This window comes from Candidatus Sulfidibacterium hydrothermale (genome assembly GCF_020149915.1).
Classification (GTDB): Bacteria; Bacteroidota; Bacteroidia; order Bacteroidales; family F082; genus Sulfidibacterium; species Sulfidibacterium hydrothermale.
The window spans coordinates 476107-499615 of record NZ_CP083760.1; the positions used below are offsets into that span (position 1 = coordinate 476107).

Sequence of the window (23509 nt, forward strand, 5' to 3'; positions counted from 1 at the left end):
GATGTTGAGCATTCAAAAATACAATTTTTATTAAGATCACTTTCCGCTTTTTCAGTCAATGATCCGCAATTGTTTTCTTGAGATATTCAGAATGATCGCGCTTCCCACCACTTCTATTTCCACTTTTACCCGGTTTTTGCCGTTTACTTTAACCAGTTTACCCCGTAAACCGGTAAGTTTACCCGACATTACTTCTACTTCTTTTCCTTCCTGCCAGTCAGAAGGATTCATATCGGTTTCCGGATCTTTTTGTTGCAGATAAATTTTGATGGCGTCAATTTGCCGTGGGGGAACCGCTACGGCTTTTCCCTCAAAACTAACATATTTTACTGCTCCGTTGATTCGCAATACTTCATAATACTCTTTTTGTTCGATGTGTACAAAAATGTAAGACCGGAACAGCGGTTCTTCCACCCATTTTTTTCGATCACTCCACTGTTTTAGTTTTTTCTCCAGCGGCAGGTAATAATCGATATTCAGCCCTTTTAATTCTGTCGCGACTTTTTTTTCATTTCGCGATTTCACATAAAGCGCGTACCATGTTTTTTCTTTAGGCATAACGGTTGTATTTCACCACGTTTTCAAACTTTTTTCTGATCTTTTTCCGGTGTTTATAGTTATCCGGCGTGTATCCCAGTGTGATTAAAAGCGGAACCGTTTTTTCTTCCGGAACCTGCAGCAGCTCTTTCACTTTTTTCTCATCAAACCAACCGAGCATGCACGAGCCCAGTCCTTCGTCGGCTGCCTGCAGGCAGAAATGCTCAGCTGCAATGCCCACATCCATCAATGGATATTCTTTCTTTTTTATCCGGCCACCCAATTCGGTGACTACTTTGGGTTTTTCCATCACAATGGTTACAATAATCGGAACTTTTGATGCAAAATTATTAAACGATTTCAATGGTCCGGCAGCGGCTTTTCCCACTTTTTTAACCAGCTCAGGGTCGGTAACCACTACAAAAGTCCAGGGTTGTGAATTGCTGGCCGAAGGAGCCAGCCTTGCTGCTTCCAGGCAACGTTCCAGCTTTTCGGGCTCTACCGGTTTGTCGGTATATTTCCGGTCGCTTTGTCGTTTTTGTACCAGTTCAAGAAATGTTTTCATAAAAGAGCAGTTTGTTAAAAAAGACTGTTTTGGCGTTTCAGCCATCCCTGTACCAGCGATGCCAGCAAAATAAGAGCGCTGATAAAACCGGAAATCCGGGCAATTTGGTCGCCGTTTTTTACGTAATAAGTTTGTTGGCTGTTCAGGTTAAGTTGCCGGGCAATAACTGCCGGCTTATCGTAAGGCGTTGTTTGGAAAACATCACCCCGCTGGTTGATAAATCCGGAGGTTCCGGTGTTGGCCGAACGGGCCACATCGCGACGTGTTTCAATGGCCCGCAATACCGAAAACAAAAAGTGCTGGCGATAACCGGGTGTATTTCCCCACCAACCGTCGTTGGTGATGACAAACAACAGCTGGGCTCCTTCGCGCACATAACCGGCCACATAGTCGCCAAATACCGATTCATAACAGATGGCTGTTCCGATTTTTGTTCCGGTTTTTGGATTTTCGAAGATGGTAATTTTGTCATCACCTTTTAATGAGCCTACCGTACCTCCGAGATTAATGGCAAATTTTTCCAAAGGGCGCATGAAAAACCATGAGGGCATTTTTTCCACCCCTGGCGTAAATTTCGATTTATGATGAATTTGAACGTAAGGAGAATGGTCAATGTAAAACGCTGTGTTATAAGCATAATAATACATACCTTTCCGGTAAAAACGGGCGGCGGGTGTTCTTTTTTCATTCGGACTGAGCCAGCGGTAGGTGGTAGCACCAATAACTACCGATAATTTCGGATAGTGGCTGATGAACTGTTGAATGGTCCGGATACTTTGCGAGCGGCGCAAATCTCCTTCCCAAATATTTTCCTGAATGGCCGATTCGGGAAAAACAGCATAATCGGTACTGTCGTTTACTTTTTTTGCGGCCAGTGTGAGGTTCCGCTGCAGTAATTTAGCCGGCGGTACGTTGTATTCCTCGGTGTATGGATTTACATTGGGCTGTACCACCACCACATTTACCGGTTGTTTGGTTTCGTGATAATGGTTGTACAGATAAAAAGAAAAAAGTAACGGCATCGCCACTGTGAAAATCAGGATTCCGCTGTTGATCAAGGCACGGATGGTTTTTCCTGAAAGTAATTCGTTTATAATATGATATACAATGATGTTGACCAGTAAAACCCAAAAGGTACCCCCCAAAACACCGGTATATTCATACCATTGTATCCAGGTGTGACGGGCAGCAAAAACATTTCCTAAAGTAAGCCACGGCCAGGTTAAATCCCAGTTCATGTGAAAATACTCCCAGCTGATCCAGTAAAAGATCAATATTCCGAAACCCCGCTGGTTCCGGAATAACCATTTTTTGGAAACATGAAATACCTGAAACACGGTAGCCATAAAAAGCGAATTCAGGAGAATAGCAGCCAAAGCACCGCCTGCCGTTGCATTCCATATCCACCAGGTTGTTAATGCATTCCATATCAGGAAAGTCAGCCACGAAAGCCAAAACATTCCTTTTTTGCCGGTATCGCCCAGGTATTGTTGTACAAAAAACAACGGAACAAAAGCCACAAAAATGAGTGGCGTCCAGCCGTTTACCGGCCATGATGCTGCCAGCAGCAATCCGGTAAGTACAGACAACAACAACGGGTGAATACGTTTCATAAACAAAAATTTGGCGCTAAATTAACCCAAATTCACTAAAAGAATAAAATGAAGAAAAGCTTTTGTTTTTTCAGTGATGGGTTTGTGGATTATTTTTTGTCGTTGATAATTTTTTCCTGTCGCCGGATAGATTCTTTGTGAATCAGATTCAACAATTTTTTCAAAAAAGTTTCTTCTAACTGAAGATGAGTTCCGATGGAAAGCCGGTCGGAGAGAATTCCGGCCCAGCGTTTCATTTGCAAAATAGTAATATTGTTTTCCCTTTTGTAGTCGGCTATTTCATCAATAATTTCCATCCGTTTGGCCAAGATCTGTAACAATTCGCCATCCAGTTTGTCGATCTCGGTACGGAGAGTTTCCAGTATATTTTCAAAATCGGGATTGCCGGTTTTGTGGCGCAGCACAAGACGGGATAAGAGTTCTTCTAAAACCGGTGGTGAAACTTGTTGGGATGCATCGGTAAGGGCTTCGTCCGGATTAGAATGGACCTCCAACATCAGTCCGTCCATCTCCAGGTCAATGGCTTTTTGTGAAATTTCCGGCAACAGATCGCGTCTTCCGCAAATATGGCTGGGATCAACAATAATCGGAAGTTGTGGCGCTAACCGTTTAAGCTCGATGGGGATTTCCCACATGGGGGCGTTACGAAAAGGTGACTTCTCGAAATAATGAAAACCCCGGTGAATGGCGAACAGGTTTTTTATCCCGGCTGCGTTGATACGCTCCAGGGCGCCAACCCAAAGTTTTAAATCCGGAATGATCGGATTCTTGATCATCACCGTAACGGGAGCTCCCTTTAATGCCTCGGCCAGTTCTTGCACTACAAAAGGACTAACTACCGTACGGGCACCGAGCCAAAGCACATCAATTTCAAATTCCAACGCTTTTTCTATGTGTTCGGGCTTGGCAACTTCCACCGCTGTTTTCAGACCTGTTTCGGCTTTTACTCTTTGTAACCAGGGTAAACCTTTTCCGCCGACTCCTTCAAAAGAGCCTGGGCGTGTACGGGGTTTCCACAATCCGGCCCGGAAAATTTTTACTTCCGGTATTTGTGCCAGCTGCCGGGCTGTTTGAAGTACCTGTTCTTCTGTTTCGGCACTACAGGGCCCAGCCAGGATCAACGGAAACTTTTCAGGATTCCACAGCGGTTCAGAAAATGATATGTCAATATTGGTTCCCACGGTACAAAAGTAACGATTTGAAAAGGCTGTAAAAGATTATAAACGAGATTTCAGAAAAAATTATCCCTACTCGTTCATCCATTCAAAAAGCAGATAATGATCGCCGTTCATTCCCAGTTTCCGGTACACTTCAATGGCATTCCGGTTGGTTTTATCCACATACAGCCGTATTCCGGCAATGGAATTGTCGGTTTTTGCCCAGGATTTTATATGGTTATAAAGCATTTTAAAAACACCTTTTCCGCGGTATTCGGGTAAAACGTAAACCGATTGTATCCAAAGTACCAGTTTGTTACGCCAGTCGCTCCATTCGTAAGTAATCAGCAGCGAAGCCACCACCTGATTGGTTTCCGTATCCGTTGCCACAAAATATTTTCCCTTTTCAGGATTGCGCAGTACGTGCATAACCCCTTCGTTTACTGTTTCTTCATCGAGTGACAAATTTTCGGTTTCCAGCGCCATCTTTACCTGAAAAGCTGCAATAAAATCTTTGTCTTCTTCGGTGGCAATTCTGATTTGTACCATGTTTTTTAATAATTTTGAAAAATAATTTTCAAAGATAAAAATCTCTTTCGAAACCCATGAGCGAAGCCATCAAACATGAGTGCGGTATTGCACTGATTCGGCTGCTAAAACCCCTTGAATATTATCAGGGAAAATATGGCACCACCCTTTTCGGATTACAAAAACTTCATTTACTGATGCAAAAGCAACACAACCGCGGACAAGATGGTGCCGGTATGGCTTGTGTGAAATTTGATCTTCCTCCCGGAAAAAAATACATTAACCGGATCCGTTCCAATAGTGCTACGCCGATTAAATCGGTTTTTGACAAAGCTTATCAGGAGCCGGAATCAATTAGCAAGAAGCATCCTGAACGGTTGCAGGATGTGATTTGGATGAAAGAAAACGTACCGTTTGTCGGAGAGCTTTTCCTGGGACATCTGCGCTATGGTACATACGGGGGCAACGGAGTGAAAAACCTGCACCCGTTGAAAAGAGCCAACAACTGGAAAACCCGTAACCTGTTACTGGCCGGGAATTTTAACATGACCAATACCGATGAGCTGCTGCAACATCTGATAGAGCTGGGGCAGTATCCACAGGAAACTTCTGATACCATTACTGTTTTGGAAAAAATCGGCCATTTTCTGGATGAAGAAAATGAACGGTTGTATCAGGAACTGAAAAAAAGAGGAATCTCTAAAAAAGAAGCCACGGATGAGATTATCAAACATATTGACCTGTTGCCTGTTTTGCGCGAATCGGCAAAACATTGGGACGGCGGTTATGTGATTGGCGGATTGCTGGGACATGGCGATGCTTTTGTGCTGCGTGATCCGGCCGGTATTCGTCCGGCATTTTTTTATGCTGATGATGAAATTGTGGTTGCTGCTTCGGAAAGACCGGTTATTCAAACAGCGCTGAATGTCCCCATTGAAAGAATCAAAGAACTCGAACCCGGTCATGCTCTTATTATCCGTAAAAACGGAGAGCTTCGCAACGAACGGTTTATTGCGCCGTTGCCCAAAAAATCCTGTTCTTTTGAGCGTATCTATTTCTCGCGGGGTACCGACCGTGATATTTATCTGGAAAGGAAAAAGTTAGGGTTTTTGCTGGGCGAACAGGTGTTGGAATCCATTCATTACGATTTGAAAAACACGGTGTTCTCGTATATTCCCAATACTGCTTCTGTAGCTTTCCAGGGATTGGTAGAACGGCTTAATGCTTTTACCATTGAGCAGATCGAAGAAAAGATTCTTTCGGAACAGGGGAAACTGAGCCGGGAACGCCTGGATGTCATTTTTTCAACCCGTCCCCGCATCGAAACCATTGCCGTAAAAGATGCCAAATTGCGCACCTTTATCACAACCGACAATCAACGAAACGATTTGGTGGCACACGTGTACGATGTGACTTACGGCATTGTTCGTGATAACCTGGATACCTTAGTGGTGCTCGATGATTCCATTGTCAGAGGAACGACACTGAAGCAAAGCATTATCCGTATTCTTGACCGGTTAAATCCCAAGAAGATCATTATTGTTTCATCAGCGCCCCAGATCCGTTATCCGGATTGTTACGGGATAGACATGGCCCGTTTGGATGATTTTATTGCTTTCCGGGCGGCCATTGCCTTGTTGAAAGAACATCATAATGAAAACATCATCAACGAAGTGTATGCCCGGGCCAAAGCGCAGGAGAACCTTCCCAAAGAACAAATAGTCAATCCGGTAAAAGCAATTTATCAGCCGTTTACGGCAGAACAGATTTCTGCTAAAATTGCCCAGCTGGTGAAAGATTCAGATATTCGTGCCGAAGTGGATGTTGTTTATCAAACCATTGAAAATCTGCATAAAGCCATTCCCCATCATAAAGGCGACTGGTATTTTACGGGCGATTATCCCACCCCGGGGGGAAATAAAGTGGTGAATCAGGCATTCATCAACTATGTGGAGGGGCGAAAAGAAAGAGCGTATTAAACCGTCATCCCTTTCTCTTTTGTTTAAGTTGTTGTAAAACAGTATTAAATAATAAAATATGAAACGTTTTGTATTTTCTTTTTTCTTTTTGATTTTAGGATGGAGTGCTTTTGCCTGTACCAATATTTTGGTGACGAAAGGCGCCTCGGCCGATGGCAGTACTTTTTTGGTTTATTTGAATGATGGGGAATGGCTTTATCATTTAAAAACAACACCGGCAGCCGACCATGATATTCATGATTCGCTGGTTTATACCAGTCTTTCGGGAAAAAAGTACAAAATTGCTCAGGTACCACATACTTATGCCATTGTAGGGTTTCAGATCAACGAATATCAACTGGCTATTGGCGAAACTACTTTTACAGGACGTAAAGAGCTGTGGGATAAAACCCAGCCTTTGAAATACTGGGATTTGATGCGACTGGCATTGCTCAGAGCCAAAACAGCCCGCGAAGCCATTAAAGTGATGACCTCACTGGCCGAAAAATACGGTTACGGTAGCGAGGGCGAAACGTTTTCCATTGCTGATCCTAACGAAGCCTGGCTGCTTGAGATGGTGGGTACCGGAGGCAAAGGCGGTGCCATCTGGGTAGCCCGCCGGGTGCCTGATGGGATGATAACGGCTCATGCCAATCATTCACGCATTGGCACTTTTCCGCTGCATGATCCGGAAAATTGTCTTTACTCTAAAAACGTGATCAAATTTGCCAAAAAAAAGGGTTACTGGAATCCGAAATCGGGAAAACCGTTTGCTTTTAACAATGCTTACGATCCGCCTTCGCCGGCGCATTTGAAATATACGGAAACCCGTGTTTGGAGTATCTTTCGCCGGGCAGCTCCTTCGCAGCATTTTTCCATGGATTATAACCGCGGAGTGCCGGGAGCCAAACGTTATCCTTTATTTATTAAACCCGATAAAAAACTGCGGCTGCAGGATGTTTTTGCCTTGGTTCGTGACCATTACGAAGGCACTCCGCTGGACATGACCCGGTTGCCCGAAGGGGGGCCGTTTGGCAATCCCAACCGGGTACGTCCGCTGGAATGGAAAACCGATTCGGCTGATTATTCCTGGGAGCGTCCTATTTCTACTTACAACACATCTTTCTCTTTTGTGGCCCAGCTGCGTAACTGGTTGCCTGATGCCGTTGGCGGCCTGATTTGGTTTGGCGAAGATGATACCTACACCAATTGTTATTTCCCCATTTATTGTTGTGTAACCGATATCGCCAAACCGTATAAAACCGGTGATATCAATCATTATTCGCAACAATCGGCCTGGTGGGTTTTCAATTTTGTTGCTAATTATGCCAATACGCGTTATGATCTGATATCAAAAGATATCCGGAAAGTACAGCATACCTTGGAAAGTCGCTTTATCCGGCAGCAAGATTCGATTGAAAAGCTGGCATTGCAAAAGAAAGGTACCGCCCGTATTGCTTTTCTTACGCAATATTCCAAAGATGCCGGAAATCTGGTTTGGAAACGCTGGATTGCGTTAGGAAACGAACTGGTAACCAAGTATAACGACGGATATGTGAAAGAAAACGGTCACATCAAAGCGGTACCTTACCCCAAAGCGTGGCGCGATTACATTATCCGGCAAAATCCGGAAAAGCACAAAATCCGGAAATGGAAATAGATCCCGATTGTTTTTGACAAACAATTATGGCTCAATGATATAAGGTAAATGAGCCGTGCGGTATTTTTTCTTTTTGACTTCTTTACGCATTCTGCGAATGGTTTCAAACGGACCTTTGGCAGCGGTAAGATTTACAAGCCATTTGGGGATGGAGCCGCCCATGTCAATAGACATAGTGAATATTACTTTTACCCATCCGTCGTTCTCCGGAATAAATTGCCATTGGGCCTGTGCGTAAGGAATCCGGACATGATGCGGATCTTTTGGAATGTAATCGGGCACTGCTTCCCCATAAATGGTAACTACTTTGGTTTTTTTGTCTTGGGAAAGCCGGGCATGCGTAATGATATCACGGTCAGTTACCGGCCAGGGCGCATCGGTTTGCGAATACAAAAACCATTCAAAATCATTTTTCTTTTGCAGAAGGTTTGTTTTTTTATTTAAATACACCCAGTTTTTATGGTTTTTATTGTCAATGAGTAAAGCAACAAGAGCAGATAATGAAGTTTTGATTTCTGTTTCGGCTTTGATGATCTGAAGATTGGAAGAATTACTTTTTTTGGAATAGACAAAAACGGAATCGGATTTTTTTACACATTTCCATTTCCCGTTTTGTGCACCGGTAAAAACAGGAAAGACAACCAGAATAAAAGACAATGTAACAAGAATTATTTTAGTTTTCGAAATCATAAGATTCGAATCGAATGCTCTTTGTCTTTTGCCAGTTGTTGTTTTAATGCCTCTATGTTTTCAAATTTCTTTTCGTCGCGCAAGCGGTCAACAAATTCAATGGTAATTTTTTCACCATAAATTTCTTCGTCGAAATCGAAGATGTTAACTTCAATGGTTAAATCACCATGATCTATTGTAGGCCGTACCCCGATGTTTCCCATGCCTTTATAAACCTGGTTTTTAACAATCACCCGGCAGGCATAAACACCGTTTGCCGCAATTAATTTGTATTCGTTGGGCAACTCCAAATTGGCGGTTGGATAGCCAATTTTACGGCCCAGTGCTTTTCCGCGGACCACTTCGCCGGTGATGGCATATTCGTAGCCCAGCATCCGGTTGGCTTCTTTTACGTTTCCTTCGTGCAAAAGGTTTCGAATACGGGTAGAACTTACCGGAACCCCATCGACATAAAACGGCGGAACTTCTTCCACTTCATACCCAAATTTATCTTTTAACCGTTCGAGCAGGGCAATATTCCCCTCGCGGTTTTTCCCAAAATGATGGTCATAACCGATAATGAATTTTGCCGGATGGATATATTTTACCACGTAATCTTCAATAAATTGCTCAGAACTGTTTTGCGCAAATTCTTTGGTAAATGGAATAATGACCAGATGATCAATTCCCGCTTTTTCAAGCCGCTCGGTCTTTTTTTCACGGGTATTGATGAATTTCAGGTGGATACTATCCTGATATAAAACCAAGCGCGGATGCGGATGGAAGGTAATTACCACCGTTTCTCCACCGGTTTTCCGGGCTTCCTCTTTCATTCTGGAAAAGATCGCCTGATGACCCAAATGTACCCCGTCAAAAGTTCCGATGGTTACGATGGGACGATTTACATTTTTAAAGTCCTTTATGCATTGATAAACTTTCAATTTCTTCTTTTTTAACCCAACAGTTTTTGTTTCAACAAAAATTCAGCAATTTGCACAGCATTGGTAGCCGCGCCTTTTCTTAAATTGTCAGCAACTACCCATAAATTTATCCCGTTTTCAATGGAAGGATCCCGACGGATACGTCCAACAAAAACTTCATCTTTTTCATGGGCATACACCGGCATGGGATACAGGTTTTTTTCCGGATCATCCAAAACCACAAGCCCCGACATCTCTTTTAGCAGGAAACGTACTTCATCCATGCGAAATGGCTTTCTCAACTCCAAATTTATGGATTCGGAATGTCCGCCGATTACCGGCACCCTGACCGCTGTTGCTGATACAGCAATGGTTTCGTCTCCCAGAATTTTCCGGGTTTCATTCACCAGTTTTTCTTCTTCAGTAGTATAGCCGTTATCTAAAAAGTCTCCGGCATGAGGAAGCGTATTCAGGTCAATAACATGCGGATAAATTTTTTCTCCATTCCGGTTTTGCCGTTCGCTCATGAGCTGGTCCACGCCTTTTTTTCCGCTTCCGCTGACCGATTGGTAAGTGGAAACCACAATGCGGCGAATGCCGAATTTGCGGTGAAGCGGAGCAATAGCCATCAACATCTGAATGGTCGAACAGTTAGGATTAGCAATAATTTTATCGGTTTTTCGAAGCACATTTCCGTTGATTTCCGGAACAATCAGCGGTTTGTCCGGATCCATCCGCCAGGCGGAAGAGTTATCAATTACAATTGTTCCCTCCGCAGCAAACTGTGGTGCCCACTGACGGGAAACAGAAGCTCCTGCCGAAAATAAAGCAATATCAGGACGTGCTTTAACGGCCTTTTCAGGTGTTATGACCTCTATTTCCGATTGTTTAAACGGAACTTTTTTCCCTTCCGATTTTTCAGAGGCTACAGCATACAGCCGTGTCAGCGGAAAATTTCGTTCTTCCAGCACCTGAATCATTTTTCGTCCTACCAGCCCGGTAGCTCCTACAATGGCTACTTTCATCTTTTTTCGTAATTTTTTGTACTTTTATGTGCTTTGACAGCAAACGCTGCAAAATTACCAAAATAATGAAACCTTTTTTATTTCTTTTGCTGTTGTTCCCTCTCTGGGGCACGGCTCAAATTTCCGATTCATTTAACAGCCCCGATTTACAACAACCGTTGCCGTGGACAGGCACCTTAAACCGTTTTCGTGTCAACGATGCCCATCAATTGCAATTAAATGATACTGTTGCTGATACGGCCTGGCTTTCTACTCCTTTTCAGGTTCCCCGCTCTGCCGAATGGCAGTTTTGGGTAAAGGCAGCCTTCAGCCCTTCGTCGAAAAATTACATCCGGTTTTACCTGATTGCAGATTGCACACAACTTTCGAAAATGACAAACGGGTATTTTCTTCAGTTGGGCGAAAAAGGTACACACGATGCCATTACGCTTTTTCATCAAACGGGTACCACATTAAAAACGGTTTGCCGGGGTACTGATGGCGAAATTGCCCGGCCTTTTGCCCTCCGGATAAAAGTGACTTGTGATTCTTCCGGAAACTGGACGCTTTACTCGGATAAAACCGGCGGTAACCACTTTGAAAAGGAAGCCACGGGAAAGGACGGACAAATCCTGAAAAAAGGTTCTTTAGGGATTTTTTGCCGGTATACGGTTTCTTATGCCCGGAAAGTATTTTTTGATGATCTTTATGCCGGACCGCCGGTTTTCGATACGATTCCTCCGGTTATTGACAGTGTAGTTATTTCCGGCGATCATACGCTTTATCTTTATTTTAACGAAACACTCGACAGTTTATCTGTTGTACAAAAAGCAGAATTCCAACTTCAACCTGCTGCAGGAAATCTTTCAGAAATCATACTTTCCGGTCACAAGAAAAAAATTGAACTTCGCTTTTCAGAACCTTTTCAGCGCAATACCCTGTACCGGCTTTCTGTTTCAGGAATTGCTGATGTTTCAGGAAACATAATGCCCCGACAAACACGTATGTTCCGTTATGTGAAACCGGAATTTGGAAATGTGGTTTTTAACGAAATTATGGCCGATCCGACACCGGTGGTCGGATTGCCTCCGGTGGAATATCTCGAATTGTTTAACCGGGATACGATTGACCTGAACCTGAAAGGCTGGCACCTTGTACTTGGAAAATCTGTCCGGACTTTTGACACGGTTACCCTTCCGGCAAGAGGTTATATCATTGTTTGTAAAACAGATGCTGTGAATGCCTTGGCCGGATATGGTAAAACGTATGGTTTTTCCCGCTTCAGCCTGACCAACAGCGGCGAAGAATTACAGCTTTTTGATTGTGCCGGAACATTGATTCATGCTGTACGATATACTACGGATTGGTACGGTGATGCATCTAAAGCCAAAGGGGGATGGTCACTGGAGCAAATCAATCCGGATAATATTTGTTCTGCAGCAGATAACTGGCGTGCTTCGGAAGATCTGCGCGGAGGAACACCGGGAAAACAAAACTCGGTTTACCGGGATCTGATTTTTCATCCGGAAGTAACCGCTCTTTTTGTTCCGGATAACCAAACGGTACAGCTTTTGTTTTCGCAACGTATGGATACATCGACCTTGAAAAATCCGGAAAATTATTCGGTTGTTCCGAATACCATTCAGATAAAAAGGCTCCGTGTTTCCGATGAAAACCGGCAAGTTACCCTCTCTTTTTATCCGGCCATTGACACGGCAACAGTCTATTCCTTAAACCTTTCCGAAAAGCTGAAAAATTGTGCCGGAGTTATGATACAAGATACTTCTCTTCGTTTTGGGATTCCCCAACCGGCGAAAAAAATGGATGTTGTTATCAATGAAGTGCTGTTTTACCCCTTGGAAGGTGGCAGCGATTATGTAGAACTGTATAACCGTTCAAATAAGATCATCGATTTGTCCGATTTATTATTGGGAACCGTAAAACACGTTCCGCCCAATCCGCCGGATTCGCTTTTTTATACGATCTGTTTACAGCAAAAACTCTTTTTCCCGGGCGATTATGTGGTGTTAACCGCTTCGCCTGAAAAGGTAAAAAGTCAGTACCGGATCAAAAATCCCAGTGCCTTTTTGAAAGTTTTGCCCTTTCCTAAATTGAAAAAAGATAAAGGAAGCGTGTTGTTGTACCGGCAATTGTATAAAATTGATGCTTTTGATTATGCTGAAAAAATGCAATATCCGTTGTTAAATTATACGCAGGGAGTGGCTCTGGAACGTGTTTGTCCCGATGCCCCGACAAATCATCGTGATAATTGGCACTCGGCAGCAGAAAGTGCCGGGTTTGGTACTCCGGGTTACCGTAATTCACAGGCTGCTCCGTTGTTAAACAATTCTATTGCCGGAGAAGTAACAATAAAACCAGAAATTTTTTCACCGGATGATGACGGTTATCAGGATTTACTTCATATTTATTACCGGTTCAAAACATCCGGAAATACCCTGACCATTCAAATTTTTAATCGTTCCGGACAGTGTGTCAGACATTTGGTGAACAATGAATATACCGGAACGCAAGGTGTTTTTGCGTGGAATGGTTTACAGGATGACGGGACAAAAGCCCCTGTCGGGATTTATGTTTTGTATTTTCAGGTTTTTGATGGCAAAGGTCATGTGAGCCGTTTCAAAAAAACGGCGGTTTTGGCTACTAAACTGTAACGGCAAAAGGTTATTCCACCGTTACCGACTTTGCCAGGTTGCGGGGTTGATCCACATTACAGCCCCGTAAAACAGCAATATGATAAGCCAGTTTTTGCAAAGGAATACTGGCCAGTAACGGTGTGAAAATTTCATCAGTTTTAGGAATTTCTATGACGTAATCCACCATGTTTTTGATGACTTCATCGCCTTCGCTGACAATGGCAATGACACGACCATTCCGGGCTTTTACTTCCTGAATATTACTGACCACTTTATCATAAATTCCGTTAGACGGTGCCACAAAAACAACGGGCATGTTCTTGTCTATCAGGGCAATTGGCCCGTGTTTCATCTCGGCAGCCGGATATCCTTCGGCGTGAATGTACGAGATTTCCTTTAGTTTCAGTGCGCCTTCAAGTGCCACGGGGAAGTTATATCCTCTCCCAAGGTATAAAAAGTTGGTTGCGTCTTTAAATTCCTGTGAGATCTGCTTGATGATGTCGTCATTTTGGAGGGCCCTTTCTACTTTTTCAGGGATAATATCCAACTCGTGAACAAGCTCCATCCAACGGGAAGTGGGCAGCGTTCCTTTTAACCGGGCTAAACGCAGGGCCAATAAAGACAAAACGGTTACCTGAGCGGTAAACGCTTTTGTGGAGGCGACCCCGATTTCAGGACCGGCATGCGTATACGAACCGGCATGGGTTTCACGGGCGATGGAAGATCCAACCACATTACAAATCCCTAAAATGGTTGCTCCTTTTTCTTTGGCCAGTTGAATGGCAGCCAGCGTGTCTGCTGTTTCTCCTGATTGTGAAATGGCGATAACCACATCGTTTTCATCAATAATTGGATTACGGTACCGGAATTCGGAGGCGTATTCCACTTCTACCGGAATTCGGGCCAGATCTTCAATCAGGTATTCGCCTACCAGTCCGGCATGCCATGATGTACCACAGGCAATAATGAGAATCCGTCTGGCCTGGACGATTTTTTGTTCGTAATCGACGATTCCTCCCAACGAAACCCAACCGTTGGAAGCGTGTAAACGTCCACGCATACTGTCACGAATGGATCGGGGTTGCTCAAAAATCTCTTTGAGCATGAAATGGTCATAGCCTTCTTTTTCTAACTGGCTGAGATCCATTTCCAGTGCCTGGATGTAGGGTGTTTTTTTCTGGTTCCGGATGGTGGTAAGTTCCATTTGATTGCCGCGGCGCAATACAGCCACATGTTCCTCCTCCATGTAAATCACTTTTTTGGTGTATTCCACCAGCGGAGTAGCATCAGAGGCCACAAAAAATTCGTCTTCACCCACTCCGATGACCATCGGGCTTCCTTTACGGGCTACAATCAGCATGTCAGGATCTTCTTCGGAGAGAACAGCAATGGCATAGGCGCCGGTTACCTGGTTCAGGGCGATGCGTACTGCTTCGTCCAGTCCCACTTTTTCATTTTTACGAATGTCTTCAATCAGATTAGCCAACACTTCGGTGTCGGTTTCTGATACAAAACGGTATCCCCGTTCAATTAACGCCTCTTTTAGTGCGGTATAATTTTCGATAATTCCATTATGGATAATGGCCAGTTTTTTATCCTGCGAAACGTGGGGATGGGCATTTACGGTATTGGGTTCGCCATGGGTAGCCCAGCGCGTATGGGCAATTCCCACATGTCCGTTTTTATTGTTTTCGGATACAAATTTTTCCAGATCCGATACTTTACCTTTGGTTTTATATACTGACAATTGTTGGTCAAGCAGGGCTACGCCGGCACTGTCATATCCACGGTATTCCAACCGGTGTAATCCTTTCATTAAAATAGGGTAAGCTTCTCTCGGACCAATGTAAGCAACGATTCCGCACATAATTAAGGGTTTAAAATCATGAAAAGAAATAACATAGCAAGGGTTTTTTATGTTAAAAAACACCTTCTTTCAAGGTCCTTTGTTTAAAAAGAAAACAAAAACAAAGGATTTTGTTAAAAAACAAAAGTAGGAAAATTTACTTTACAATGGTGTACAAAATGTTTAATTGTGCACGCCGCGCTGAGTCTCCGGAATATTCCGGTCCGTTAAAGATAAACCGGTTGGGAGCAATGGAACTGTTTACCACATAAAGTGCCAGCCCTCTGTCCTCAAGAGTTGTATCTTTAAGTAACGATTCCAGATAACGGGTGATGCGGAAGGTGTACGAATTGGTTTCACTGTTGTAAACTCCGCCGAAATAATCGGGCCCTTCTCCTTCATCCGGTAGTTGAGACAATGTGGTGTCGCTGGTAATTTCTGCAAGAACCAGAGATGGTGGTGCGTCGAGACCGGGTGGCGGATCTTCTGCTCCCGGAAGAACAAGTTTGGCCTCATTAATGCCCACTTTTCCCAGTTTATTTAAATCCCGGATGTGTGGGAATTTAAATATGGCTCGTACTCCTGCCAGCCCCTGAACATAAAATTTCTTTTGTCCCAAAGCAGTATCTCCGTCTACTACTTGTTTTACAAAATCAGGATCCCCGCTTTTGTAATCGTGGTGATAATAATTAATCCGTGCCATGTACGCATTCATGACATAGCTGTATTGAAGCGAATCAGCCGTGTCGTTTCGGTAGTACACCGTTAAAACGGTTTGGGTTGTATTGGTGATAAATGCAGCTAAAGCTCCGCCGCTGGTTACAGGATCTACTGTAATGTACAGGCCTCTGAAATAATTCATGAACAATTCATTACTATCCAGAATAGCGGTGTCCGCATTGAGTAATTTATCTCCAAGTGCTGTGGACAGATGACTTAAGTTGAGCCGGATTACATGTCTTACCGTATCCATAATCGTATCTATCCCTGTGGGAAATAAATAGTAATTATTCGGATGGGGTTGAAAGGTTTCATCGGCATAATCAGTGGGATATACTGCTATTTTTTTATTGGAGTAGTAAACACTGTCGTAATGGATATCATCTTTCATTTCGTATACATGGACACGGAAAGTGGTATTGGTGTCACCGTAAACCGTGCCATAATACAGTTGAAGGATTACAGAATCTGTTTTGGGATGATCTCCGAAACGGTGTCCGACAGATACCGGTAAGATTTTTGAATAGAAACCCGCATCGGTTTCGCCGAAAACAGGATCATTCAGACTTCCAATAAAACTTTGAAATAACTCATCGGACCGTACGGTATCGATCGGTACGGAATATACCCGGAAAGTGTCCTGCTTAAAATGCATGGATAAGGCATTGTTGGGCATTAGGTCGGCACCCACCTTCGATGGATATTTCGAACAGGAAATGTTAAAAAAACCTAAAATTAAAAATAGCAGGAAAAGGTTTATGAAAAACAGGGGGTTTTTCTTCCCGCAGCACGATTTACTCCTTCTCCAAAATCTCGTCATAAAACTGGTTATACGCATCAAAATAATCTTCATCTCCCTGATATTCAAGAATAGGTTTTCCGCTAGCCTGAACATAATCAAGCACTTCGGTATTTATGTTATCTTCTCCTATGATAAATGCATCCGCAAAATCAATGGCACTTTTCATAAGAGAAACGTAATTTGCCTCTTTGTAGTATTGAAGTGCTTTATCGGGAATCCCCGGAGCTTTTATTTTCTCAACAAAGTTCGGAGCAAAACTTTCCTCAAAACCATCATTATAAAGCGAAACAATAATTTTACTGTCGCTGAATAAAGGATTGTCTTTGTAAAGTGTCCGTACGTAAAGGGGCAGTAAACCGGAGAACCATCCGTTGGTGTGAATGATGTTCGGTTCCCATCCCAGTTTTTTCACGGTATCGAGAACCCCTCTTGAAAAGAAAATGGTCCGTTCATCGTTATCGTCAAAAAACTTGCCTTTAGCATCTCTAAATATAAATTTTCTATGGAAGAAATCTTCGTTTTCAATAAAGTAAACCTGCATCCGGGCTTGCTGAATGGAAGCTACTTTGATGATCAACGGGTGGTCAATGTCCTCAATAATCAGGTTCATTCCCGAAAGTCGGATAACCTCATGCAATTGGTTTCGTCTTTCGTTGACAAGACCAAAACGAGGCATAAAAACCCGGATTTCTTTTCCTGATTCCTGAATCTTTTGGGGGAGGAAACGTCCTATTTTACTCATGTGCGATTCAGGTAAATAGGGCATAATCTCTTGAAACACATAAAGTACTCTTTTCTTCTGCATAGAATTGGTTATTTAGAGATTTAAGCTGTGCAAAGGTAATGAAAAAATGGTTATCCCGGAAAAGAGACTTTATCAGACGCTGCAGAATGAATTATCCCCGTATGAAAAGCGCTTTCATAATATCGGAAGCCACTTTTGGATTTTCCTTTAAACGTCTTGTGGAATAAGGAAACCAGTCTTCACCAAAGGGAACATACACTCTTAGCCGGTGTCCTTTTTCAATGATGCTTTTTCGCAAGCCGGGCGTTACGCCGTATAACATCTGAAATTCATACCGGTCTTTCGGGACTTTGTATTTTTCCAGAAGCCGGTATGCTCCTTCAATTAACGGAATATCGTGGGTGGCAATTCCTGGATACATTCCGTTCTTTAAAATGAACTCCAGATCTTCGAGATAGTGCCGGTTGATTTCATCATAATCTTTATACGCAATCTCTTCCGGTTCCACATAAATTCCTTTGCAAAGTCTGAAATTCAACGGATTGTCTTTGCTGTTCAATTCGGAGAGATTTTTTAAGTCATCCAGGGTCCGGCGCATATAAGCCTGCAACACCAATCCGACATTTTTCGGAAATTCTTCTTTCAGTCGCCTGAAAAGCTTGATTTCTCTGTCGACACACGATGAATCTTCCATGTCGATACGGACGAAGTTGTTGTACGACACGGCTTTGGCTACTATTTCACGAATATTCCGATAACAGGCTTCTTCGTCTAATAATAGGCCGAACATACTGGGTTTTAAGGAGTAGTTTCCGTCGATCTGGTTTTTTTGAATGGTATCGATAATATTCAGGTATTGATCACGGTTTTTTTCGGCTTCATGCAACTCGGTAATAAATTCGCCAAGAAGATCAATCGTAACCATGTAACCTTCTGCATTCAGCTGTTTGGAAACACGGACGGCATCGTCAATGGTTTGTCCGGCAATGTATCGTTTGGAGAAAATCCATACTAACCTTTTGGGCATATGCGGCAGGATGGAAGCAATCATTTTATTGAACCACATCATAGCTGTAATTTTTTGTCGCTACAAAATTAATTCTAATTTTCTGGTTGTAATGTATTGATTTTCTAATTTATAATTTTTACAAACAATCTGTAAATAATTGTATGTAAATAGTTTATGTGGCTGTATGTTATCTTTTATCAATGGATATGCCAAAATGGTATTCGCTTTTGTGTAAATAACAACTTTTCTCCGGGAGTTTGTTTCGCCAACTCGTTTAAAACGAAGTAATTTTCGGAATACGGCACCTTGGTTTGTGGAGAAAATCTGTTTCTGCAATCCTTCGCAGATTTTCGTGGAAAGAAAACCTGCGAAGGATTATAAAGTGCAGAGAAGAAAGGTTAAAAAGAAAGGCTCAGCTTGAAAAGAGCCTTCTGTTTTTGTCAAAGATTTACCCGGTTTTTTCTACTTTTTCGTGCCAGGAGAATTTCCGGGTTGTGTATTTTGCTGATATGCTTTTTCTTCTGCCGGGGTTAGCCATCCGCCACCCAAGGCTTTATACAAAGCTACATACGCATTGAGCAACGCGGCTTTGGTTTGCGAACGGGCCAGTTGGGCTTCAAAGCTCTGACGTTCCGATTCAAGCACTTCGAGATAACTGGTCTGTCCTTTATCGTAACGTTCATACGAAAGCATTTCGGCATTGATGGCTGCCACAGAACGCTGTTGCTGGGCGATTAATTCTTTCCGGAGTGTATGAATGGAAATAAGCGCATCTTCCACTTCTTTAAAAGCCTGCATTGCTACATTTTCATAGTTGTGCAAAGCTTCTTTGGTGCGGGCTTTTTCTATTTCCACCCGGCGTTTGTTTTTCCCAAATTCAAAAACCGGTCCGAGTAAGGTTCCGCCTACTGACCAACCCAGTCCGGAAGAGGTCAGTGATGAAAGGCTGGAAGAAGCTACGCCTAACAGTCCGGTCAGGTTCAACGAAGGCCAGCGCATGGCTTCGGCTGTGCCAATCCGGGCATTTTGGGCAGCATACACTTCTTCGGCTTGTCTTACATCGGGCCTTCTGAGCAGAAGCTGTGAAGGCAATCCGGCCGGGACTTTCATGGGAACTACCTGGTCAAACAGTGATTTCCCTTCCGGGATATCCGTTGAATATTTCCCCAAAAGGACAGCCAGTGCGTTTTTACTGTAAGCAATGTTTCTTTCGTAAACCGGAATGGCTGCCGCTGAAACGGCTCGTTGTATCTGGGCCTGATTTAAATCAATCTCCGGAACAATCCCATACTGAAACCGCGCCTTGATGATGCGAAGAGAGCTGTCACGGGCTGCCAGTGTTCGTTTGGAAATCTCCAGTTTTTTCATGTTATCAAGCAAGGTGAAATAAGCCGTTGCCACTTCGGAGATGAGTCCGATTTGAACGGTACGCAGTCCGTATTCTGAAGCCAGCAATTCGGCCCGGGCGCTTTCATTCATGCGCCGGTATTTCCCCCAAAAACCAACTTCCCAGTTCATTTGTGTGAAACCGAAATAACGATCGGTTGAGCTGCTAAACTGCACGGTACCAATGGAGTTCCCGCTTCCTGCACCGGCATTGAAATTCAACGAAGGCCACTGTTCGGCTTTGGTGTACCCCAGGCTTGCCCGGGCGGCTTCCACACGGGCTGCAGCCACCATCACATTTTTGTTGTTTTCCAGCGCTTTGATGATCAAAGTATCCAGTACCGGGTCGTTAAATAATTCCCACCATCTTAAATTCACGATGGTGTCATTGGTTAGTGAGTCATATTGAAAAGTTGCCGGACCGGTGTAAACCGGTTTCACAAAATCAGGTCCGAGTTTACAACCCGAAAGATAGAGAAGCATTCCGGCAAGAAGGAAAACGAATATCTTTTTCATAAAAATCTTGTTATTTTTTTATTCAAAACCTGATTTAATCTTTTCCGGGCAACGATTGTTCATCGGCCGCATTTGAAGTGATTTCGGCGGCTTTCATTTTATCCCGTTTTTTCTCATACCCGGCCAGTTTGCCAATCAGTACAAAAAGCATGGGATACATGAAAACTCCAAGGAAAGTAGCAACGGTCATTCCGCCCAGCAGCGCAACTCCCATTACTTTCCGGGCTTCAGCACCGGCACCGGTGGCTACCACAAGCGGCAATACACCAAGGATGAAAGAAAAAGCCGTCATCAGGATCGGACGAAAACGGAGTTTGGCTGCTTTCATGGCGGCATCAAAAAGGCTCAGTCCTTTTTCAAATTCCATGTTGGCAAACTCTACAATCAAAATGGCATTTTTCGCCGCCATGGCAATCAGCATCACCAGCGAAATTTGCATGAACACATTGTTTTCGTAACTGGTGCTGATGATCCGGGCAAACAAAATGAACAACATGGCTCCGAAAACAGCAAACGGTGTTCCGAGCAAAATGCTAAACGGCAACGACCAGCTTTCGTATTGCGCTGCCAAAATCAGGAAGACAAAGATCAAAGCAAAAATAAAGACGACATTTCCTGAGCCACTGGCTTTCTTCTCCTGATACGACATGTTCGACCACTCATAACCCATGTCTTTGGGAAGAACTTTCTGGGCTACTTCTTCCAGGGCACTCATGGCTTGTGCTGATGAATAGCCTTCGGCAGGCTGACCGGTAAGTTCCACGGCCCGATACAGATTGTACCGAATGGTGTAATCCGGCCCGGTAGTGTCTTTTACGGTGACCAGTGATGAAAGAGGAACATTTTTGCCTTCTTTGTTCTTTACAAAAAACAGATTCAGATCCTGTTGTTTTACGCGATACTGGGGTTCGGCCTGAATAAATGTTTTGTACAACCGGCCAAACCGGTTAAAATCATTCACGTAAGTTCCCCCCAGAAAAGCACCGATAGTCGAATACAAATCATTCAGATTCACACCGGCTTTTAATGCCAGATCTTTATTGATTTTCAGGTATTTCTGCGGGACATTAGCCTGGTATGTGGTAAAAATAGAGCCGATTTCCGGACGTTTTTTGGCAGCAGCAATAAACTTTTGTGCCTGTTTGGCCAAATAAGCCGGTGTGTTTCCGCCTTTGTCCTGCAACATCAGACTGAATCCGGAGCCGTTTCCCAAACCGGGAATAGCCGGCGGACCAAAAGCAAAAACCTGTGCTCCTTTTATTTTTTGATGAAACTCGCGGTTAATCTGATAAACAAACTGGTTAACGGTAATATCCCGTTTGTCCCAGTCTTTCATGCTCACAAAAATAAATCCGGAGTTAGGAGCCATAGCACCGGAAAGCATACTGTATCCGGCAGCAGAGGTGACATAGCTAATGACATCGCGGTGTTCGTTCAAAATAGCTTCCACTTTTTTGGTGATTGCGTTGGAACGCTGCAGCGATGCCGCATCAGGAAGTTGAATGTTGACAAAGAAATAGCTCATGTCTTCTTCCGGAATAAATCCGCCCGGAATGAATTTCCCAACCAATACAATACCCAAAGTAAGAATAACAATGAAAATGACACTGCGTTTAAGGTTTTGAGTGACTTTTTCTGTGTATTTGAGATATCCTTTGGTTGTTTTGTCAAGGACACGGTTAAACCAGCTAAAGAATTTTCCCAGCAGGCCACCCATCGGTTGTTGTTTGCGAAGCAAAATGGAACAAAGTGCCGGGCTGAGTGTTAAAGCATTTATGGAAGAAAACACCACAGAAACAGCAATGGTAATGGCAAATTGCTGGTACAGTCTGCCGGTGATGCCTCCCATACTGGCTACCGGAATAAAAACAGCAACCAATACCAGTGTGGTGGCAATTACCGGAGCCGTTACCTCCTTCATGGCTGCAATGGTAGCCTCTTTGGAGTTCATTCCGCTTTCAATTTTCACCTGTACAGCTTCTACCACCACAATGGCATCATCCACCACAATTCCGATGGCCAATACCAGCCCTAAAAGCGACAAAGTGTTAATGGTGAAACCCAGCATCGGGAACAACATAAATGCCCCCACAAGTGATACCGGAATAGCAATAGTAGGAATCAATGTAGCCCGCCAGTCCTGAATAAAAATGAAAACCACCAGAATCACCAGGAAAAGCGCCACAAAAAGCGTGATCACAATTTCTTTGATTCCTGCTGAGATCGGTTTTGTAGCATCCATGGAAACCTGCCACTGGATACCGGCCGGGAATTTTTTAGCCAGATGCTGCATGGTTTTGCGTACTTCTTTGGCCAGCTCCACGGCATTGGAGCCCGGTTGCTGGTACAAAGAAATGATGGCACACTGTTTTCCGTTTACCCGGGTAAAGGCAAGGTATTTTTCGACCCCGAGCTCCACGTGGGCAATATCCTGAAGTTTTACCTGTGAACCATCAGGATTGGTACGGACAATAATGTTCTTAAACTGTTTTACCGAAACAAGCCGGTCGGGAAGGCGAACTGTATAGGTAAACTCTGTTCCGGGGGGAGCAGGTTCGGCACCGAATTTTCCACCCGGAATAATTTTACTCTGTTCGTTAATGGCATTTTTAATTTCGTTGATGGTAATTCCCAACTGCGCCAGGCGGTCGGGTTTTACCCAAATTCGCATAGAATAATCGGCTGCTCCCAATACATTAACATTTCCGATACCTTTAATACGTGCCAGTACATCTTTAATGTTGATCAGGGCGTAGTTTCCCAAAAAGTCCTGGTCGTACCGGCCGTCGGAAGTCAAAGTAACCAGTAAAATGGTATTAGGCAGCATTTTTTTGGTAGTTACACCAAACCGGGTGACTTCCTGTGGCAGTTTGGCAGTAGCTGCCGATACCCGGTTTTGTGCAAATACGGTAGCCATATCCGGATTAGAACCTACTTCAAAAGAAATCTGCAACCGCATGGTTCCGTCATTGGAGTTGGTCGATTTCATGTAGATCATATTTTCTACACCATTCATCTCCTGCTCAATGGGCGTGGCAACCGATTGTTCCACACTCACCGCATTGGCACCTGTATAAGTTCCCAACACTTCCACTACCGGAGGGGTGATGTTCGGATATTGCTCCATCGGCAGGCTGATCAATGAAATAACACCCACGATGACCATTATAATGGCAATAACCATGGCCACTATGGGCCGTCTGACAAAGAAATTACCCAT

At 43.7% G+C, this 23509-nt stretch carries 17 protein-coding genes; 3 read left to right on the top strand and 14 right to left on the bottom strand.

What is annotated here, in order from left to right:
* Positions 1–51: 51 nt before the first annotated feature.
* From LA303_RS01800 to LA303_RS01820, 5 genes are all read right to left on the bottom strand, one after another.
* Positions 52–558 (bottom strand): UpxY family transcription antiterminator, encoded by a 507-nt coding sequence (locus LA303_RS01800; RefSeq protein ID WP_240526230.1) that lies wholly within the window; start codon positions 556–558, stop codon positions 52–54.
* The gene (locus tag LA303_RS01805; RefSeq protein WP_240526231.1) at positions 551–1102 is read right to left on the bottom strand and encodes a nitroreductase family protein; all 552 of its coding nucleotides are present in this window, start codon (positions 1100–1102) and stop codon (positions 551–553) included. Before LA303_RS01805 ends, LA303_RS01800 begins: the two co-directional genes overlap by 8 nt.
* 14 nt (positions 1103–1116) lie before the next feature.
* The gene (gene lnt, locus LA303_RS01810; protein WP_240526232.1) at positions 1117–2715 is read right to left on the bottom strand and encodes an apolipoprotein N-acyltransferase; all 1599 of its coding nucleotides are present in this window, start codon (positions 2713–2715) and stop codon (positions 1117–1119) included.
* A gap of 89 nt (positions 2716–2804) precedes the next feature.
* Positions 2805–3896 carry a bifunctional 3-deoxy-7-phosphoheptulonate synthase/chorismate mutase type II gene (locus LA303_RS01815; RefSeq protein ID WP_240526233.1) on the bottom strand — a complete coding sequence of 364 codons (1092 nt, stop codon included), beginning with the start codon at positions 3894–3896 and terminating at the stop codon, positions 2805–2807.
* A gap of 66 nt (positions 3897–3962) precedes the next feature.
* Entirely contained in the window at positions 3963–4421 is a 459-nt protein-coding gene (locus LA303_RS01820; RefSeq protein WP_240526234.1) for a GNAT family N-acetyltransferase, read from the bottom strand.
* Between the two features lie 56 nt (positions 4422–4477).
* Between LA303_RS01820 and LA303_RS01825 the strand changes: the two genes are divergently transcribed.
* Together LA303_RS01825 and LA303_RS01830 are read left to right on the top strand one after the other, a co-directional pair.
* Positions 4478–6379: an amidophosphoribosyltransferase gene (locus LA303_RS01825; RefSeq protein WP_240526235.1), complete on the top strand. Its 1902-nt coding sequence runs from the start codon at positions 4478–4480 to the stop codon at positions 6377–6379.
* Positions 6380–6437: 58 nt separating this feature from the next.
* A complete protein-coding gene (locus LA303_RS01830) occupies positions 6438–8018 on the top strand; it encodes a dipeptidase (RefSeq protein WP_240526236.1) in 1581 nt (526 codons plus the stop codon).
* Between the two features lie 24 nt (positions 8019–8042).
* Here LA303_RS01830 and LA303_RS01835 read toward each other — a convergent pair whose 3' ends face one another.
* From LA303_RS01835 to LA303_RS01845, 3 genes are read right to left on the bottom strand one after another with little or no spacing between them, the layout of a single operon-like run.
* Positions 8043–8708 (bottom strand): START domain-containing protein, encoded by a 666-nt coding sequence (locus LA303_RS01835; RefSeq protein ID WP_240526237.1) that lies wholly within the window; start codon positions 8706–8708, stop codon positions 8043–8045.
* A complete protein-coding gene (locus LA303_RS01840) occupies positions 8705–9628 on the bottom strand; it encodes a bifunctional riboflavin kinase/FAD synthetase (protein ID WP_240526238.1) in 924 nt (307 codons plus the stop codon). The genes LA303_RS01835 and LA303_RS01840 overlap by 4 nt, the downstream gene beginning before the upstream one ends.
* An 11-nt stretch (positions 9629–9639) precedes the next feature.
* Entirely contained in the window at positions 9640–10632 is a 993-nt protein-coding gene (locus LA303_RS01845; protein WP_240526239.1) for an aspartate-semialdehyde dehydrogenase, read from the bottom strand.
* A gap of 65 nt (positions 10633–10697) precedes the next feature.
* On the opposite strand from LA303_RS01845, the gene LA303_RS01850 reads away from it, so the two are divergent.
* Positions 10698–13283: a lamin tail domain-containing protein gene (locus LA303_RS01850; RefSeq protein ID WP_240526240.1), complete on the top strand. Its 2586-nt coding sequence runs from the start codon at positions 10698–10700 to the stop codon at positions 13281–13283.
* Between the two features lie 10 nt (positions 13284–13293).
* Here LA303_RS01850 and glmS read toward each other — a convergent pair whose 3' ends face one another.
* From glmS to LA303_RS01880, 6 genes are all read right to left on the bottom strand, one after another.
* Complete coding sequence (gene glmS, locus LA303_RS01855) at positions 13294–15132, bottom strand: glutamine--fructose-6-phosphate transaminase (isomerizing) (protein WP_240526241.1); 1839 nt, start codon at positions 15130–15132, stop codon at positions 13294–13296.
* Positions 15133–15268: 136 nt separating this feature from the next.
* Positions 15269–16522, bottom strand: a complete 1254-nt coding sequence (locus LA303_RS01860) for a DUF4270 family protein (RefSeq protein WP_240526242.1) — start codon at positions 16520–16522, stop codon at positions 15269–15271.
* 103 nt (positions 16523–16625) lie between these two features.
* Complete coding sequence (locus LA303_RS01865; RefSeq protein ID WP_240526243.1) at positions 16626–17438, bottom strand: glycogen/starch synthase; 813 nt, start codon at positions 17436–17438, stop codon at positions 16626–16628.
* Between the two features lie 91 nt (positions 17439–17529).
* Positions 17530–18447, bottom strand: coding sequence for a proline dehydrogenase family protein (locus LA303_RS01870; RefSeq protein ID WP_240526244.1), 918 nt, complete (start codon positions 18445–18447; stop codon positions 17530–17532).
* A 402-nt stretch (positions 18448–18849) separates the two neighbouring features.
* Positions 18850–20289, bottom strand: a complete 1440-nt coding sequence (locus LA303_RS01875) for a TolC family protein (RefSeq protein WP_240526245.1) — start codon at positions 20287–20289, stop codon at positions 18850–18852.
* Positions 20290–20323: 34 nt separating this feature from the next.
* On the bottom strand, positions 20324–23509 hold the full coding sequence (locus LA303_RS01880) for an efflux RND transporter permease subunit (RefSeq protein ID WP_240526246.1): 3186 nt from the start codon (positions 23507–23509) through the stop codon (positions 20324–20326).